Raw genomic sequence first — 15311 nt, forward strand, 5'->3', positions numbered from 1 at the left:
TCCAGGCGCGGGAAGGGGCTGCGTCCTGCACCGGTGCCCGGCGGGACGGCAGTACTTAAACTCCACTTAAACTCCAAGGACCCCCGCCTTGCGGCGGAGGTCCTTGGGTACGCGGCGTCCGGTGGTGGCCGGACGAACGGAATGCCTAGCTGACGCGGATGAAGACCGGGCCGGATCCAACGTTCGCGCTGAAGACGACGGTCTGGTTGCCGTTGTAGCCGCCGTGGACTGCCATGCCGTTGCCGGCGTACACGGCGATGTGCGCCATGCCCGCGCCGCCGTCGGCATAGTAGATGAGGTCACCGGGCTGGGCTTCGGATGCACTCACGGTGCGGCCCAGGGACAGGTAACCGGCAGGCCAGTCGTGGAAGTGGATGCCGACGGCGGCCAGGGAGTTGGTGACCAGCATGGTGCAGTCCTGCGTGACGCCGAGCTGGGCGTAGGCGGCGGACAGGATGGCCGCGCCCTTGCCGCTGGCGGACGCCTGGGAAGCGGGTGCAGCAGCAGTGAAAGCCGTCTTGGCAGTGACCTTCGGGGTGGCCGGGGCAGGCGCTGCTTCCTGGACCTTCACCTGGGGCTCGGGTTCGGGTTCGGCCACGGGAGCAGGCGTGGTGGTCACGGCAGGCTTTTCGTAGCTGATGGCGATCGTGGAGGCGGCGGAGATCGGCGCGTCGACGACGGATTCGACTTCCAGTGCAGATGCGGGGGCCGAATCGCGCTTGACGTTGGCGTCGGCAGCGTTTGCCGCGATGCCGCTGGTCAGGACCAGGCCGGATGCGGCGGCGATGACCGCGGCCTGGCGGCCCATGCCGCCGGCGTTGTCGCTGACAGCCTTGGCAATGACAGCGATCGAATTGGTTTTGGTGACCTCGGCGCGGTGCCGTGCGGTAGCACGAGTCGTCATCAGTTCTCTCTTTCGTTTTTCCTCAGGACCGCGGTGGCTTGTCCGAGGGGTGTGGACGCGCCGGCATCTTGGGGGTACGCCGGCGCATCCCGAACGGGGATATGGTGTTGAGCGAAAAGCTTGGGGGCAAAGAAAAAGCCCTAGGACCCGGGGGTCGAAGAACTAGTTCAGGGTGAAGAAGGAAGAGGAGCCGGTAGCCGCTACGGCGTGCAGCAAAGTTCCCTGCGAGGGGTTCAGGGCGCTGATCATCATGCCGTTGCCGACGTAGATGCCTACGTGCGCACCACCGTTCTGCATGACAAGGTCACCAGGCTTCGGGGTGGACGTCGGCTTCATCGCGGTCCACGCGTTCGTGCGGGGGATGCTGATGCCGGCCTGTGCATAGACCCACTGGGTGAAGCCGGAGCAGTCCCAACCGGTCACGGGGCTGGTGCCGCCCCAGACGTACGAGTGGCCGATGCCGGTGTAGGCAATCGCTGCGATGCCGGAGGTGGCTGCCGACGAAACGGCCTCCGCTGCCTTCCCGGCTACGGAGCCATCCTGGCCGGCGGTGCGGTCTGCCGCGGTGGACTGGGTCCGGATGGTTTCCACCTTGGGAGCGGCGGTGGTCTTGACCACGGGACGCTCGAAGGAAACCGTGGCAGTGGGCGCAGCGGTGACAGCCAGGGCGGTCTGCGCAGAGCCGGACTCAGTGGAGGCGGAGACACCAGCGGTGGTGTCCGCTGCGGTGGCCGGCAGTCCCATGCTCAGGATGAGGCCGGAAGCAGCTGCCACAACGGCAGCCTGGCGGCCTACGGTCCCGGCGTTGGCACTAACGGCCTTGGACACGGCGTCCAAGGGGTTGTTGCGAACCGTTTGCGCACGGTGGCGCGCAGAAGTGTGGCGTGAAGACACGAAGGTAGCCTCTCCCAATGCCTGCGAGGTGAGCTGTCGGATTCGGATGGGAGTCACCCGGTCACAGTGCTTCCTGCGAAGCTCGTGACTTAACCCCAAGGCCTTCGAAAATGAAGGCCAAAATTGGTTCCCCCGCCCCTGCCAGACGATGAAATGCGAACGGACCTTGAGCGGTGGCAGAGTTAGGCAATCCACTCAAGAGCGTCAACTTCGGAAAAGTTGACGCGAGTTAGACGGTACAGCAGTTTTGACTGAATGTCACATTCAGGTCACGACCCGTTACCTGAAACTGAGAGCAGACGGTCATTTTCCTAGAGCCAGCCCATCGGATCGACCACTTCGCCGTTGACCTGCACCTCAAAATGCAGATGGCAACCAGTCGAAGCGCCCGTGGTTCCGCTCAAGGCGACAACCTCGCCGCGGGAGACGGTCTGCCCCACCTTCACGTTGAAGGACGAGAGGTGGTTGTAGGTGGTCTCCAGGCCGTTGCCATGGTCAATGACCACCCGGTTCCCACCCCCGAACTCGTGCCAGCCGGCGAAGGTTACGGTGCCCGTGGCAGCCGCAAGGACGGAGGTCCCGCACTGCGCCACGAAGTCCTGTCCACGGTGGAAATCCCCGGAGCCACCCGTGATGGGGCTCACCCGGTATCCAAACGGCGAGGCGGTGGCCAGGGAGGCCAGGGGGGCGGCAAGTGTGCCCGCCGAGGCGGCGCGGCTGACCGAGCCGGCGGATTGGGCACTGAGCAGCTGCTTGAGCTTCCCGTCGGGATCGGCCTGGGTGACGACGGCGGAACGGCTGAAGTCGACCTGGGCGCCGATATCGGCGGAAATCTGGGGCTGCGGGCTGACGGCGGAAGCTGCCACAGGCTTGCCCCCCGCGCCGTCGGTGGCCATGACGGGACTGGTGGCAGGCATGGCGACTGTCAGCGCGATACCGCTGGCGGCAAGGGCGATGCCCGCCTTCTGGCCTATTCCACTGGCGGCCGCAAACTCCGTAACCTGCCGGAAGGGTCCACGGCGGCGGCGCGCGTCGCGGTGCGGATCGCGGGGGCGCTCCGCGGCGGCAACCTCGACGACTCGGGGTGTCGAAGCGGGGCCGGACGCACGGCGGCGGCCCCGGGAGGTCTGCATGGTCAAGTGGGGTTCCTCTCTGGGTAAGCCTGCGGAGTTAGCTGTCGGATTCGGGTCAGAGAGTTCAAAGACCCGGTCCGCCTAAGCAAGCTTCCGCACAGAGGTATCCCCGGAGGATCCTTCACTGGAGAGGCTTGCTGCTGACGGACTTCACCCCAAGGCAGTCCCCCGCTGCCGGTTGTGGTTCCCCCGCCTCTGCCAGTTACGACTCGTGCTCCTGATCCGCTGGCAGAGCTCGGCTCCGGATCAGGTAACGCTTAAGTATCAACGCTCGGTTCAACTATAGGGCCTTAAGTCCCTAAGTAACAATTCTGTTATCTTTGCATGGACGCAGCCCGGTGGGGTACGCGCAGCCTTCCCGCAGCACCCCTACTGGAGGGCAACAAAGACGTGTGCTGCCACTTCCGGCGGCAGTTCCAGTGCACCGTCGATCCCCGGCACACGCACAGAGATGTAGTCGCCCACGCGCTCCAGGGCCACAACGGCGCCGGGCCGGATTCCGCCTTCGTCGAGCTGCGCCAGCAGTTCCGGTTCCACCTGGATGGGTTCTGCCAGCCGGCTGATGGTCACTCCGGAGGAGGGGCCGTAGCTCTTCATTGCCTCGAGCAGGCTGATGGCTCCGTCCGCAAAACCGGGAGCCGGCGGTCCGCCCAGTTCAGCAAGTCCGGGGATGGGATTCCCATAGGGCGATTCCGTGGGGTGGTCCAGCATTTCGTAGATGCGGCGCTCCACCCGCTCGCTCATCACGTGCTCCCACCGGCACGCTTCATCGTGGACGTAGGCCCAGTCCAGGCCGATGACGTCGGCCAGCAACCGCTCAGCCAGCCGGTGCTTGCGCATGACCTCGGTGGCGCGCTTGCGCCCCGTCTCGGTGAGTTCCAGGTGCCGGTCGCCGGATACCACCACGAGGCCGTCGCGTTCCATCCGGCCAATGGTCTGGGAGACGGTGGGCCCGGAGTGGCGCAGCCGCTCGGCAATGCGGGCCCGGAGGGCGACGATGTTTTCTTCCTCGAGTTCCAGGATGGTCCGGAGGTACATCTCCGTAGTGTCAATCAGATCCGTCATCCAGTTCAGCTCCTCGAGCACAGTACCTTGCGTTGTCCCACCGTATCGCCTCTTCCCGCGGCGTGGTCCGGAGGAAAGCTTAGCCTATTTTGACTTTGTCCGAATAGCCGTTCCGGTACGTCTCATTGGCTGGACTATGACAGCCCCGGCTCCCGCCCCTACGGCTGTTCAGGCAGAATGGGAAGGGCCTGTGCTGCCACCCGGTGGCCGGCTGCCACCACCTGTCCGGTCCGATATCCGGACTGAAGCTATGTCACCGCCGAATTGGAGCACCTGTGAGCGAAACCAGCATCACGATTCCCGCCGACCTCCTGCCCAAGGATGGGCGTTTCGGGGCCGGCCCGTCAAAGGTCCGGCAGGAACAGATCGATGCCCTGGCCGCAGTATCCAAGACCATCCTCGGCACCTCGCACCGGCAGGCCCCGGTCAAGAACCTGGTCGGCTCCGTCCGCGAGGGCCTGAGCCAGTTCTTCCGCGCGCCCGAGGGGTATGAAGTGGTCCTCGGCGTCGGCGGGTCCACCGCGTTCTGGGATGTCGCAAGCTTTGGCCTAGTAGAGAAGAAGGCCCAGCACCTGTCCTTTGGCGAGTTCGGATCGAAGTTCGCCTCTGCCACGAACAAGGCGCCGTTCCTGGATGCGTCCTCCATCATCACGTCGGATCCCGGCACCCGGCCCGCAGTGCAGGCCGAAGCCGGCGTGGACGTCTACGCCTGGCCGCAGAACGAAACGTCCACCGGTGTTTCCGCCCCGGTCAAACGCGTTGCCGGTGCGGACGAAGGCTCGCTGGTTCTCGTCGACGCCACGTCGGCAGCCGGCGGCCTGGATGTGGACGTCAGCGAGAGTGATGTCTATTACTTCGCTCCGCAGAAGAACTTCGCGTCCGACGGCGGCCTCTGGCTGGGACTCTTCTCCCCCGCCGCCATTGAGCGTGCCGCGCGGATCAAGGAGAGTGGCCGCTGGATCCCGGATTTCCTGGACCTGCAGACCGCCATCGACAATTCCCGGCTGAACCAGACCTACAACACCCCGTCGCTGTCCACCCTGGTCACTTTGGACGCCCAGGTGCAGTGGCTGAACTCCAATGGCGGCCTGGACTTCGCTGCTGCCCGCACGGCCGATTCCGCGGGCCGGATCTACACCTGGGCAGAGGCCTCGGAGTTCGCGACGCCGTTCGTCTCCAACCCGGACGAGCGCTCCAACGTCATCGCCACCATCGACTTCGACGAGTCCGTGGACGCCGCCGCGGTGGCCAAGGTACTGCGCGCCAACGGCATCGTGGATACGGAGCCCTACCGCAAGCTGGGCCGCAACCAGCTGCGCATTGCCACCTTCGTTGCCATCGACCCCGACGACGTTTCAGCGCTGCTGTCCAGCATCGACTTCGTGGTGGGCGAACTGCGCAAGTAGTCCAGCATTGACGCACGACGGCGCCGCCCGGGTCCTCCCGGACGGCGCCGTTTTGTATCGCCCTGGGTCAGGGGCGCCTAGGCTTCCGGCTGCGGGCCGTCGTCGCCCGTCAGCTCACCGCTGCCGTCAACAGCCGGGGCATCTTCCGCAGCGGGGGCAGCCTCGCCCGCAGGTGGTGATGCCGCTTCCCCTGCGCCGCGGACGTCTGATTCCTGTTCCTGCTCCGGTTCCTGCGCATCCTCGGGCCGGACACGTTCCGCCCACGGCACCCATTCCGGGGCCAGGATCGAATCCTCGGACGGCAGCAGCCCCAGCTCGCTCACCGTCACCGCCTTGGAGCGGGAGTTGCGGGTCAGCACCGCATACCACTGCCAGCCCACGTATCCCGGCAGCCGCGACTCGAACAAGTGCGTCACCAAGCGGTCGCCTTCGCTTTTGGCGGCGAGGTGCGGACCGATCGTGGCCGGCGCCGTGATGCCTTCGATCGCGCTGCGGGCGGCGTCGACGGCGGCGGCCAGGAAGGCATCAGGCTTTCCGGTGCGCCACACGGGCACGCCGGCCTTGCGCTTGGCAGGAGCCTTGGCAGGAGTGTTTGCAGGAGTCTTGGCAGCCTGCTCCTGCACGGGTGTGCCCGGCTGTTCAGCTTCGGGGTCCATGGGCGGCTAGACGTCCAGCTCGTCGGCAACCTTGCGAAGGGCGGCCGCGATTGCCTTGCCTTTGTTCCCGTCCGGGTACTTGCCCTTGGACAGGGTCCCGGACAGGTTGTCCAGGACGGTCACCAGGTCCTGCACCAGCGGTGCGAGGTCCTTGGCGCTGGGACGCTTGGCCTTGGCGATGGACGGCGTCTTGTCCAGGACCCGCAGCCCCAGGGCCTGGGCGCCCTTGCGGCCGTCGGCCACGCCGAACTCGACGCGGGTGCCAGCCTTGAGCTCCGTTACGCCCTCGGGCAGCGACGACTTGGGCAGGAATACCTCCTGGCCGTCCTCGCCCGCGAGGAACCCAAAGCCCTTGTCCTTGTCATACCACTTGACCTTGCCGGTAGGCACGTAATCAACCTTCTTCGTTCTGCTGTCATGAGACACGGCCGGCTGCCACCGCGTCCGCCCTGTTGTGCGGGTTCAAGGTATGGCAACTTCAAACCGTGTTGGTCTGTATCTTTCAAGGTTACCTGCCGGGCGGGCCAATCACGCTTCCAGCCGCCCCGTTCAGCGTTATCTGCACAGTGTTGTCTGCACAGCTCAACGTCAACCCGGCAGTTCAGCCCTCGACCGCCTTGCGCGGTACCGTTACGTCCATGACTCTCTCACGATACCGGCGGCCCCTGACTATCCTCGCCGCCGTTATTGCCGTGCTTTCCCTGGCAGCCGTGGGAGCGGTCATGGCTTATGCCTTCGCCGGGGCAGTGGCCCCCACCTGGGTCACCTACGGCGCGCTTTATGGCCTGCCCGCGGCCTTCGTCCTGATGCTCCTGTTGGTACTGGACGGCGTTGCCGCCCGGCGCCGGGCGGGAAAGCCACAGCGGCGGTAACGTTGGACTGATGTCCCTTATACGCGCGCTTGGCAAGGACCTGGAGGCACGCAGCGACGATTCGTTGCGGGCGCTCTTCGACGCGCGGCCGGACCTGATCTCCCCCGCCGTCCCGGACTTCCCGGCACTGGCTGCCCGGGCCAGTTCCCGGGTCAGCGTGCAACGGGCGCTGGAGCGGCTCAACCGGCCACAGATGCAGGTCCTGGAAACCCTCCACCTGTGCACGAACACGGACACCGGGCACAGCGCGTCAGCGGAAGGGCTGTGCAGGCTGATCAAAGGCTCGTCCCTGGCCACCATTGAACAGCTCCTCGGGTCCCTGCAGGAGCTGGCGCTGGTACACCCCGCCGCTCCCCCGAATGGCACGCCTTCGGCGGGAGAAGGCAGCTATTACCTGCCGGTTGGGTGCCTGAAGGACGTTGTGGGGATCTACCCTGCCGGCCTCGGCCGCAGCTACACGGAGCTGGTCCGCCTGCAGCCGGCGTTCGCCCAGCGGGCCGTGCAGATCGTCTCGGAGCTGCACGCGGGCGGCATGTCCATTCATGACGCCACCACGCCCATGGAGGCAGCCCTGGCTCTGCAGCACTGGACTTCCTCGCCGGAGGCCCTGCAGTCCATCCTCGCCAACGCCCCGGAACGGACGACGGCGTTGCTCGCCCGGTTCCGGAACTGGGCCATGGGTGCCGTCCCCCAGGCGCAACGCAAGGCGTCCGTCACCGCGGAGGGGTCCGACGTCGGGCCCATTGACTGGCTCCTTGCCCGCGGACTGCTCGTCCCGCTGGACGCCGCCCATGTTGAACTTCCGCACAGCGTGGGGCTTGCCCTGCGCGGCGGTGCCATCATCAACGATTTCACCCTCGCTCCCCCGGTCCCGGAGCTCGGCTGGACCACGGCGGCGCTGCGCAGGAACGCTGCCCTGAGCGCGATCTCCGAAACCCTCCGGCTCGTAGCCGAACTGCTGCATGCCGTCCGGGAGCAGCCGCTGGCAACGTTGCGCAGCGGCGGGGTGGGAGTACGGGAGCTGCGCCGCCTCTCGGAGCTGCTCCGGATCGACCAGGGAATGGCCGGGCTGCTGCTGGAACTCGCTGGCCTCGCCGGGCTGATCCGGCTGGACGTCGATTCCTCATCCTGGGTCCAGCCTCCGGAGCTGGAGTGGCTCAACCTCCCTCGCCAGGAACAATGGCTGTGGCTGGTCAACGCCTGGCTGGCCAGCGAGCGCGTCCCGTCGCTGGTGGGGCAGCCGCTGAATGCCTCCCCCGGCGCCCAGGCCGCACGTTCCGCTTCCGGCAGCACCATTCCGGCCTTGTCAGCGGGCGCGCAACGTCCTGACGCCCCTGTGGTCCGCAAGCGCATCCTTGAGATCCTGCATGAGCTCACCACCGAGGCCTCCGCCGCCGACGGCGCAGCGCCGGTGCTCGATGCCGCAGCGGTCCTGCAGCGTGCCGAGTGGTCCCAGCCGCGCATGGCCAGGCGGTTCAGCTCCCTGATCCGCGGCGTCCTCGTCGAGGCCGGGATGCTGGGGCTTGTGGGCTCGGGGGCACTGAGCCAGCTGGGCACCGCCCTCGCCGAGGACCGTCCGGACGACGCGCTGGCCATCCTTGGCGAGCACCTGCCAGCTGCCTTGAACCATGTGCTGCTGCAGGCGGACCTCACCGCCGTGGCCCCCGGCTACCTGGCGCCGGAGCTGACCGGGAAGCTCCTGGCGATGGCGGACGCCGAGGGGCAGGGCCCGGCCACCATCTACCGGTTCTCCAGCGCATCGATCAAGCGGGCGCTTGACGCCGGCTACGATGCCGCAGCCCTGCTGGAGTTCCTGCGCGGGCACTCAGCCACGGCCGTGCCCCAGCCGCTCGAATACCTCGTGGAGGACACCGCCTCCCGGCACGGCAGGCTGCGTGTGGGGCAGATGGCCAGCTTTATCCAGAGTGAGGATGAGGCGGCGCTGCAGGAGTTGCTGAGCGGCCCGAAGGCCGCAGAACTCGGCCTGGTCCGGCTTGCGCCCACGGTGTTGGCGTCGTCGGCGGCGCCGCGGGAAACTGCCGCTGCCCTGCGGAGGCTGGGACTCTCGCCGGCCGTGGACGGCGCGGAACCGGCCGTCCACGGCCGGCGGCCTTCCGCTCCCCAGGACACGCTCCGCCCGGTCTATACGGCGCCGCGGATGGCGCCCGGAGCTGAGGAGGTGGACGCCCAGCTGGACGTCCTGCGCAGGGCAGCCGACGCCGTCGGACACCACCCGGCAGCAGCATCCGGTGGTGAGGCGGCCACCCAGCTGGGACTGGAAGCGCTGCAGCGCGCGATCCGGCTGAAACAGCGCATCAGCATGAACGTGGTGGACAGCCAGGGGAATGCCACCCTGGAAGTCGTTGTTCCGCTATCTGTCAGCGGTGGCCGGGTCCGCGTGTTCGACCCCGCCAGGGAGACCGAGCGCGTCCTGTCCGTCCACCGCATCATCGATATCGAGGCCGCAGAGGAACTGCGCCAGTAAAGGATTCCCCCGCGTGAACGACGGACCCCTGATCGTCCAAAGCGATAAAACGATCCTCCTCGAAGTGGACCATGAACTGGCCACGGAGGCGCGGCACGCCATCGCGCCGTTTGCCGAGCTCGAACGGGCGCCCGAACATGTGCACAGTTACCGGCTGACCCCGCTGGGCCTGTGGAACGCACGCGCCGCCGGCCTGGACGCCGAGAAGGTCCTGGACGCCCTGCTGAAGTACTCCCGCTTCCCCGTTCCGCACTCCCTGCTGATCGACGTCGAGGAGACCATGTCCCGCTACGGCCGGCTGCGCCTTGAAAAGGACCCGCGCCACGGCCTGGTCATGCGGACGGACGACTATCCCGTGCTGGAGGAAGTCATCCGCGCCAAGAAGATCGCCCCGCTGCTCGGGCCACGGATCGACGGCGAGACCGTGGTGGTGCACGCGTCCCAACGCGGCCAGCTCAAGCAGTTGCTGCTCAAGCTCGGCTGGCCGGCGGAGGACCTGGCGGGCTATGTGGACGGCACCCCGCACCTGATCTCCCTCAACGAGGACGGCTGGGAACTGCGCCCCTACCAGCGCCTGGCCAGCGAAAACTTCTGGGCGGGCGGCAGCGGAGTGGTGGTGCTGCCCTGCGGGGCCGGCAAGACCCTCGTGGGGGCCGCGGCCATGGCCACCGGTTCCACCACCACGCTGATCCTGGTCACCAACACCGTGGCCGCCCGGCAGTGGAAGGACGAACTGCTCCGGCGGACCTCCCTCACCGAGGACGAGGTGGGTGAGTACTCCGGTGCGCTCAAGGAGGTCCGCCCCGTCACCATCGCCACCTACCAGGTCCTCACCACCAGGCGCGGCGGCATCTACCCGCACCTGGAACTGGTGGACGGCCACGACTGGGGGCTGATCATCTACGACGAGGTCCACCTGCTTCCCGCTCCGATCTTCCGCATGACCGCGGACCTGCAGGCCCGCCGCCGGCTCGGCCTGACCGCCACCCTGGTCCGGGAGGACGGCCGGGAAGGCGAAGTGTTCAGCCTGATCGGGCCCAAGCGCTACGACGCCCCGTGGAAGGACATCGAAGCCCAGGGCTACATTGCCCCGGCCGACTGCGTCGAAGTGCGCGTGGACCTCCCCAAGGACGAACGGGTGGCCTATGCCATGGCCGAGGATGCGGACAAATACCGGCTGTGTGCCTCCTCCGAGTCCAAGACACTGGTGGTCGAACAGCTCGTGGCCCAGCATGCCGGCGAACAGCTGCTGGTGATTGGCCAGTACATCGACCAGCTGGACGAGCTCGGCGAACGCCTGCAGGCGCCGGTGATCAAGGGCGAGACATCCGTCAAGGAGCGCCAAAAGCTCTTCGACGCCTTCCGGGCCGGCGACATCCAGACCCTGGTGGTGTCCAAGGTGGCAAACTTCTCCATCGACCTGCCCGAGGCATCGGTGGCCATCCAGGTGTCCGGATCCTTCGGGTCGCGGCAGGAGGAGGCGCAGCGGCTGGGCCGCTTGCTGCGCCCCAAGAAGGACGGCAGGGCGGCCCGCTTCTACTCGCTGGTGGCGCGCGACACGCTGGACCAGGACTTCGCGGCCAAGCGCCAGCGCTTCCTGGCCGAGCAGGGCTACGCCTACCGGATCATGGACGCCAAGGACGTGCCGGCGGCGTAGGGCCGCCGGCACGCGTACGCCATGAGGGCACGAATCATCCCCGTCACCCCAGGTCCCGGCCAGGAATCGGTGTGGGACTACCCCCGCCCACCGCGGGTGGAACCCTCCACCGAGCGGATCCGCATTGTCCTGGGCGGCGAAGTCATCGTGGACACCACCGACTCCGTGCGCGTGCTGGAGACCAGCCATCCCCCGGTGTACTACCTTCCCCTGGAGGCATTCAGCCCCGGTGCCCTGGAACCGGCACCAGGCAGCAGCTTCTGCGAGTACAAGGGTGCTGCACGGTACCTGACGGTCCGGGGCGGTGGCGTGGCTGCGGAGGGGGCCGCCTGGCGCTACCCCGAGCCGGCAGCCGGGTTCGAAGCCCTGGCGGACCGGGTGGCTGTCTACCCCGGCAGGATGGACTACTGCGAGGTGGACGGCGAACGGGTCCGGGCCCAGGCCGGGGGATTCTACGGCGGCTGGATCACCGACAGGATTACGGGACCCTTCAAGGGTGAAGCGGGCACCACCGGCTGGTAACCCCCACCAAGCTCCCAACGGACATCCAGACAACTCCCAGTGTCTGGGAGCATGATGGGAACATGAAGAAGAACGGCCCAGAAGCAAAGCTCCTCGTCGTGGACGACGAACCCAATATCCGTGAGCTGCTCTCCACCTCCCTGCGGTTCGCCGGCTTTGAAGTCGTCTCCGCCGCCAACGGCCGCGACGCCCTGGCTGCCGCCGATACGCATACTCCGGACCTGGCCGTGCTGGACGTCATGCTTCCTGACATGGACGGCTTTACGGTCACGCGGCGGCTCCGGGCCGCCGGCAAGCACTTCCCCGTCCTCTTCCTGACTGCCAAGGACGACACCGAGGACAAGGTCACCGGCCTCACCGTTGGCGGCGACGACTACGTCACCAAGCCGTTCAGCCTCGATGAAGTGGTGGCGCGGATCCGCGCCGTGCTGCGGAGGACGCAGCCCCTGCTGGATGACGATGACGCCATCATCCGGGTGGATGACCTGGAGCTCGACGACGACGCCCACGAGGTGCGCCGCGGCGGCACCGTCATCGAGCTGTCCCCCACTGAGTTCAAGCTCCTGCGCTACCTCATGCTCAACCCCAACCGCGTCCTGTCCAAGTCCCAGATCCTGGACCACGTCTGGGAGTACAACTTCAACGGCGACGCTTCCATCGTGGAGTCCTACATTTCCTACCTGCGGCGGAAGGTGGACATCGATCCGGCCGCCCCTGCCCTGATCCAGACCAAGCGGGGCGTCGGCTACGTGCTCCGGACGGCAGAAAAGCGCTGACCTTGCTCAAGCGGTGGAAGGCGGCCTCGCTCCGGTCGCAGCTGGTGGCCATGATTATGGCGCTGCTGATTGTGGCCCTGACGGTCACCGGTGCCGGGACGCTGACGCTGCTCCACAGCTACCTGCAGGCCCAGGTGGATGACAAGCTCAATGCCGCGGTGGAATCGGCCAAGAAGCAGCGCTCATTCACGCAGCTGCAGGCACCCAACCCGACCGTACCCACCGACTATTCCCTGATCCTCTTCGCCCCCGGCGAGGAACCGTATCCGTTCGGCGGGGACCCGGACATCCATCCCGATATCAGCTCCATCAGCGTGGACCAGGCCCAGGCACGCGGCGCGGTCCCCTACCAGGTCCGCGGAACTGACGGCGAAAACTGGCGGGTGGTGGCGGTAACGGTCCAGAACGGCCAGAGTACCGCCGTCGTGGTCATCGGCTTGTCCCTGGAGAGCGTTGACGACGTCCTCCAGCACGCCACCCTGGTGGTCACCGGGGTGGGGCTGCTGACGCTGTTGCTGGCGTCGCTCATTGCGAGCTGGACCGTTTCCCGCGCCTTCCGACCGTTGGCCCGGGTGGAAAAGACTGCCGCCGCCATCGCCGCCGGGGACCTGTCACGCCGCGTGGAATTGGAGAACCCGGCGACCGAACTCGGCCGGCTCAGCAGCTCGCTGAATGCCATGCTGGCCCACATCGAGACGGCCTTCGCCGCCCGCACCGCTTCGGAATCGAGGATGCGGCGCTTCGCCGCCGACGCGTCCCACGAGCTGCGGACTCCCTTGGTGACCATCCGCGGATTCTCGGAACTCTACCGCCACGGCGCGCTGACCACGGACGAGGACGTGGCCACTGCCATGGGCCGGATCGAAAGCGAAGCCAAGCGCATGGGTTCGATGGTTGAGGACCTGCTCCTGCTCGCCCGGCTCGATGAACAGCGGCCGCTGCAGCAAAAACCCGTGGACCTCCAGCTGATTGCCCATGACGCGGTGGTGGACACCCAGGCCAGCGACCGTTCCCGGGTGATCTCGCTGACCGGGCTCGACGGCGGACCGGCCGCGCCCGCCCCGGTGCTGGGTGACGAAGCCAAACTGCGCCAAGTGGTGGGCAACCTCGTCGGCAATGCCTTGCGTTACACCCCCGAAGGCAGTCCTATCGAGTTGGCGGTCGGCGTCCGGCAGGCTGACGGTGCGGCGCGCTCCGTGATCGAGGTCCGGGACCACGGGCCCGGAATTTCGCAGGAGGACGCGTCCAAGGTCTTCGAACGTTTCTATCGGGCCGACACCTCCCGCACGCGCGAGACGGGCGGCAGCGGCCTCGGGCTCGCCATCGTCGCGGCGATCGTGGGATCCCACGGCGGATCGGTGCGGGTGGAGAAGACCGACGGCGGCGGCGCGACTTTGGTGGTAAGCCTTCCCCGGCGGGAGGAGGCACTGCCGGCGCCCGGCGGGGATTCCGCTGCTGCGGCGGCCGTGGACGACGGGCAGGACGCCGAAGGCGGCGGCAGGGTTTTCCACATATAGCAGCCCGCCATGGCACGCTGCCCTGCGGCTCCCTAGGCTCGTGGCAGCAGCCCGGAACCGCCGGGCAGGGAAGCGGCTCCGCCGCGAATCGAAAGGCACGCCATGAGCATCATTTCCGTCGACACCGAACTGCTGCAGCTCAAGTCCGCCAATGTCCAGGCGACCGTGGACAGGATCAGCGCAGACGTGCAGGCCATGAAGTACGGCCTGGATGAGCTGCAGGGTTCCTGGCGGGGATCTGCCGCCACTAACTTCCAGGCGCTCATGACCGAGTGGACCATCACGCAGGGCCGGGTGGAGGCGTCCCTGGCATCGATCAACGCGGCCCTTGCCTCTGCGGCCGCCACGTATGCCCAGGCCGAGCAGGGCAACACGCAGCGCTTCAGCTGATAGCCAGACTAGGTGTACTGCCCAGGCAGGTTGGTTAAGCGGCTGATGGGCGCGTGGCCTCCGATTGCGGTGTGGGGCCTGTGGTGATTGTAGTGGTGCAGCCATGCCGGGAGGGCGTTTCTGCGGGCTGATTCGGTAGCGTAGAAGCGCTTGAATGCCCACCCATCGGCGAGGGTCCGGTGGAAGCGTTCGATCTTTCCGTTGGTTTGCGGGCGGTAGGGCCGGGTCTTCTTTGCCTTTATGTCCAGCTCGCGGCAGGTGTCTCGCCAGAGGTGGGATTTGTAGGCCGATCCGTTGTCGGAGAGAACCCGCTCGACGGTGACGCCTCGGGCGGCGAACCAGGACACTGCACGCCTGAGCACGCCAACTGCGGTGACGGCCGTTTCGTCGCCGTGGATCTCTGCATAGGCGACCCGTGAGTGGTCGTCAATGACGGTGTGGACATAGGCGGTCCCGATCAGCGGGTTATGGTGCCTGCTGCGCGACTTTGGCAGGGTTCCTGCCCGGTTCTGTTTGCCTTGCTGCCGGCCGACGTAGCGCCAGCCGCCGCCGTCGGGGATGTTGCCGAGTTTCTTTACATCGACGTGGATCATCGCTCCGGGAGTCTCGTGCTCGTAGCGGCGGATGACTTCTCCGGTGCGCTTGTCCACGTGATGAAGGCGGTTCAGACGGCACCGGACCAGGACCGCGTGCACGGTCGAGGCCGGCATGGCCAGCTTGGCTCCGATCGCGACCGGACCCAGCCGCTGCTTCCAGCGCAGGTGCACAACCTTGCGCACCAGCTGCTGCGGCGTTCGGTTGGCCACCCTGTGCGGGCACGAGGACCTATCAGCCATACCCGCCTCACCCATCGCGGCGTAACGGGCCGCCCATCGTTTCGCGGTCGGCCAGGAGCAGTTGAACTGCTCGGCAGCCCGGGATACCGGCCAGCCGTGGTCCACGACCAGACGCGCGACGCGTAAACGTTGGCGTGGAGTCAAAGCGGCATTAGCGTGGGACATGAGGACCTCCTGGTCGCTGCAGCGGTTGTCTAA

Annotated in this window: 15 protein-coding genes and 2 riboswitches; of the genes, 8 read left to right on the forward strand and 7 right to left on the reverse strand. The window is 67.0% G+C overall.

Annotation, left to right across the window (positions count from 1 at the left end; translation table 11 throughout):
- Nucleotides 1–145 precede the first annotated feature (145 nt).
- From K4G53_RS18465 to K4G53_RS18480, 4 genes are all read right to left on the reverse strand, one after another.
- Nucleotides 146–904, reverse strand: a complete 759-nt coding sequence (locus K4G53_RS18465) for an NlpC/P60 family protein (RefSeq protein WP_221387134.1) — start codon at nt 902–904, stop codon at nt 146–148.
- A 162-nt stretch (nt 905–1066) separates the two neighbouring features.
- On the reverse strand, nt 1067–1732 hold the full coding sequence (locus K4G53_RS18470) for a C40 family peptidase (RefSeq protein WP_221387199.1): 666 nt from the start codon (nt 1730–1732) through the stop codon (nt 1067–1069).
- 70 nt (nt 1733–1802) lie between these two features.
- Nucleotides 1803–1997, reverse strand: a riboswitch (cyclic di-AMP (ydaO/yuaA leader).
- 112 nt (nt 1998–2109) lie between these two features.
- Nucleotides 2110–2931 (reverse strand): M23 family metallopeptidase, encoded by an 822-nt coding sequence (locus K4G53_RS18475; protein ID WP_221387200.1) that lies wholly within the window; start codon nt 2929–2931, stop codon nt 2110–2112.
- A 10-nt stretch (nt 2932–2941) separates the two neighbouring features.
- Nucleotides 2942–3182, reverse strand: a riboswitch (cyclic di-AMP (ydaO/yuaA leader).
- 118 nt (nt 3183–3300) lie between these two features.
- Nucleotides 3301–3996: a metal-dependent transcriptional regulator gene (locus K4G53_RS18480; protein ID WP_221387135.1), complete on the reverse strand. Its 696-nt coding sequence runs from the start codon at nt 3994–3996 to the stop codon at nt 3301–3303.
- 275 nt (nt 3997–4271) lie between these two features.
- Here K4G53_RS18480 and serC point away from each other — a divergent pair, with 275 nt between their 5' ends.
- Complete coding sequence (gene serC / locus K4G53_RS18485; RefSeq protein WP_221387136.1) at nt 4272–5402, forward strand: phosphoserine transaminase; 1131 nt, start codon at nt 4272–4274, stop codon at nt 5400–5402.
- A 77-nt stretch (nt 5403–5479) separates the two neighbouring features.
- Here the strand turns inward: serC and K4G53_RS18490 are convergent, their stop codons facing one another.
- Both K4G53_RS18490 and K4G53_RS18495 read right to left on the reverse strand, forming a co-directional pair.
- Nucleotides 5480–6058, reverse strand: coding sequence for a DUF3027 domain-containing protein (locus tag K4G53_RS18490; RefSeq protein ID WP_221387137.1), 579 nt, complete (start codon nt 6056–6058; stop codon nt 5480–5482).
- A gap of 6 nt (nt 6059–6064) precedes the next feature.
- Entirely contained in the window at nt 6065–6448 is a 384-nt protein-coding gene (locus K4G53_RS18495; RefSeq protein ID WP_018762148.1) for a cold-shock protein, read from the reverse strand.
- Between the two features lie 248 nt (nt 6449–6696).
- On the opposite strand from K4G53_RS18495, the gene K4G53_RS18500 reads away from it, so the two are divergent.
- From K4G53_RS18500 to K4G53_RS18530, 7 genes are all read left to right on the forward strand, one after another.
- Nucleotides 6697–6930: a hypothetical protein gene (locus K4G53_RS18500; protein ID WP_221387138.1), complete on the forward strand. Its 234-nt coding sequence runs from the start codon at nt 6697–6699 to the stop codon at nt 6928–6930.
- A gap of 10 nt (nt 6931–6940) precedes the next feature.
- Entirely contained in the window at nt 6941–9415 is a 2475-nt protein-coding gene (locus tag K4G53_RS18505) for a helicase-associated domain-containing protein (RefSeq protein ID WP_221387139.1), read from the forward strand.
- Nucleotides 9416–9428: 13 nt separating this feature from the next.
- Complete coding sequence (locus K4G53_RS18510) at nt 9429–11072, forward strand: DNA repair helicase XPB (protein ID WP_221387140.1); 1644 nt, start codon at nt 9429–9431, stop codon at nt 11070–11072.
- A 21-nt stretch (nt 11073–11093) separates the two neighbouring features.
- Nucleotides 11094–11594 (forward strand): DUF427 domain-containing protein, encoded by a 501-nt coding sequence (locus K4G53_RS18515; protein ID WP_221387141.1) that lies wholly within the window; start codon nt 11094–11096, stop codon nt 11592–11594.
- A 62-nt stretch (nt 11595–11656) separates the two neighbouring features.
- Complete coding sequence (locus K4G53_RS18520) at nt 11657–12370, forward strand: response regulator transcription factor (protein WP_221387142.1); 714 nt, start codon at nt 11657–11659, stop codon at nt 12368–12370.
- A 2-nt stretch (nt 12371–12372) separates the two neighbouring features.
- Nucleotides 12373–13887, forward strand: coding sequence for a cell wall metabolism sensor histidine kinase WalK (locus K4G53_RS18525; RefSeq protein WP_221387143.1), 1515 nt, complete (start codon nt 12373–12375; stop codon nt 13885–13887).
- Nucleotides 13888–13989: 102 nt separating this feature from the next.
- Entirely contained in the window at nt 13990–14277 is a 288-nt protein-coding gene (locus K4G53_RS18530; protein WP_221387144.1) for a WXG100 family type VII secretion target, read from the forward strand.
- An 8-nt stretch (nt 14278–14285) separates the two neighbouring features.
- Here the strand turns inward: K4G53_RS18530 and K4G53_RS18535 are convergent, their stop codons facing one another.
- A complete protein-coding gene (locus K4G53_RS18535; protein WP_221383631.1) occupies nt 14286–15278 on the reverse strand; it encodes an IS481 family transposase in 993 nt (330 codons plus the stop codon).
- Nucleotides 15279–15311: the final 33 nt, after the last annotated feature.

It is taken from the genome of Arthrobacter sp. MAHUQ-56 (genome assembly GCF_019710585.1).
GTDB lineage: Bacteria > Actinomycetota > Actinomycetes > Actinomycetales > Micrococcaceae > Arthrobacter.

Excerpts from the sequence above, each read along its gene's own strand:
- K4G53_RS18465 (WP_221387134.1), bottom strand. The coding sequence starts at position 904 with ATGACGACTCGTGCTACCGCACGGCACCGCGCCGAGGTCACCAAAACC.
- K4G53_RS18535 (WP_221383631.1), bottom strand. The coding sequence starts at position 15,278 with ATGTCCCACGCTAATGCCGCTTTGACTCCACGCCAACGTTTACGCGTC.
- K4G53_RS18500 (WP_221387138.1), top strand. The coding sequence starts at position 6,697 with ATGACTCTCTCACGATACCGGCGGCCCCTGACTATCCTCGCCGCCGTT.
- K4G53_RS18505 (WP_221387139.1), top strand. The coding sequence starts at position 6,941 with ATGTCCCTTATACGCGCGCTTGGCAAGGACCTGGAGGCACGCAGCGAC.
- K4G53_RS18475 (WP_221387200.1), bottom strand. The coding sequence starts at position 2,931 with ATGCAGACCTCCCGGGGCCGCCGCCGTGCGTCCGGCCCCGCTTCGACA.
- K4G53_RS18515 (WP_221387141.1), top strand. The coding sequence starts at position 11,094 with ATGAGGGCACGAATCATCCCCGTCACCCCAGGTCCCGGCCAGGAATCG.
- K4G53_RS18530 (WP_221387144.1), top strand. The coding sequence starts at position 13,990 with ATGAGCATCATTTCCGTCGACACCGAACTGCTGCAGCTCAAGTCCGCC.
- K4G53_RS18520 (WP_221387142.1), top strand. The coding sequence starts at position 11,657 with ATGAAGAAGAACGGCCCAGAAGCAAAGCTCCTCGTCGTGGACGACGAA.
- K4G53_RS18490 (WP_221387137.1), bottom strand. The coding sequence starts at position 6,058 with ATGGACCCCGAAGCTGAACAGCCGGGCACACCCGTGCAGGAGCAGGCT.
- K4G53_RS18480 (WP_221387135.1), bottom strand. The coding sequence starts at position 3,996 with ATGACGGATCTGATTGACACTACGGAGATGTACCTCCGGACCATCCTG.